This is a genomic window from Colwellia sp. MB02u-10 (assembly GCF_014077185.1).
In the GTDB taxonomy this organism is placed as follows: Bacteria; Pseudomonadota; Gammaproteobacteria; order Enterobacterales; family Alteromonadaceae; genus Cognaticolwellia.
In genome coordinates this window covers 1-492 of record NZ_JACGVK010000020.1, presented here as the reverse complement: position 1 = coordinate 492, position 492 = coordinate 1, and the positions used below count along the sequence as shown (strand labels likewise).

Sequence of the window (492 nt, the reverse complement as noted above, 5' to 3'; positions counted from 1 at the left end):
GATATTCCTATTAATAACAGCTTGGTATTTATAATTTACAAACAACAGCGCGACACCGTGTTCATCATATAAATACCGGTATTTATATCAGCTTTCCAGATTGTTAAAGAATTTGTCATTCACACGCATTCGGTGAAGACTTGGTTTAAAAAACCAAACTTAACTTATCAACTTTTGATAGTTTAAGTTTGGTCTCTCTCTTTGGTGAAGAAGTGGTGGAGCTAAGCAGGATCGAACTGCTGACCTCCTGCGTGCAAGGCAGGCGCTCTCCCAGCTGAGCTATAGCCCCGCAATGGGAAACACACGTTAAGCTAAAACGAAACGTAAATTTACGTCAGTTGCAAGGCGGAAGGATGCGAAGTGTAGATTTCTACACGAGTATCATTCCAACGCAGCAAGTGGCGTAAATTGGTAGGTCTGGGCAGACTTGAACTGCCGACCTCACCCTTATCAGGGGTGCGCTCTAACCAGCTGAGCTACAGACCTATTTCT

2 tRNA genes are annotated in these 492 nt (G+C 43.5%); both read right to left on the bottom strand.

The features are described 5' to 3' along the window. Nucleotides 1–213: 213 nt before the first annotated feature. Nucleotides 214–289 (bottom strand) — tRNA-Ala (locus H4J59_RS00060). Nucleotides 290–409: 120 nt separating this feature from the next. Further along, a tRNA-Ile gene (locus H4J59_RS00055) sits at nucleotides 410–486 on the bottom strand. Nucleotides 487–492 lie beyond the last annotated feature (6 nt).